Source organism: Bacillus sp. SIMBA_031 (genome assembly GCF_046535225.1).
Lineage (GTDB): Bacteria > Bacillota > Bacilli > Bacillales > Bacillaceae > Bacillus > Bacillus velezensis.
Map to the genome: position 1 here is coordinate 1 of NZ_JAWRXC010000330.1, position 265 is coordinate 265.

Below are 265 nucleotides of genomic sequence, written 5' to 3' on the forward strand. Positions count from 1 at the left end.
GTGTATGTTTTTGCATTTTCCGCATCTTTTATTTCCTTGATGCAGTCGCCCTTATCATTATATTTGTAAAGGGTGCGCTGCATAAAAACATCGGGCATTTTGCTGAAATATCCATAATAATCAGCGGTACGTTTTCCCTCTGAATCATACATATACCGATGTCCAAAATCCGAAAGCTCTGATTGATTATACACATAACGTTCTTCCAGTAGTCTGTCACCCTGATATTGATGCCAGCTGCCTTTTCCAGGATCATTAACATCAT

1 protein-coding gene is annotated in these 265 nt (G+C 38.9%); it reads right to left on the reverse strand.

Annotation, left to right across the window (positions count from 1 at the left end):
* Window positions 1-265, reverse strand: a 265-nt coding sequence (locus tag SB724_RS20515) for a hypothetical protein (protein ID WP_410572746.1), incomplete at both ends; no start/stop codon positions are given.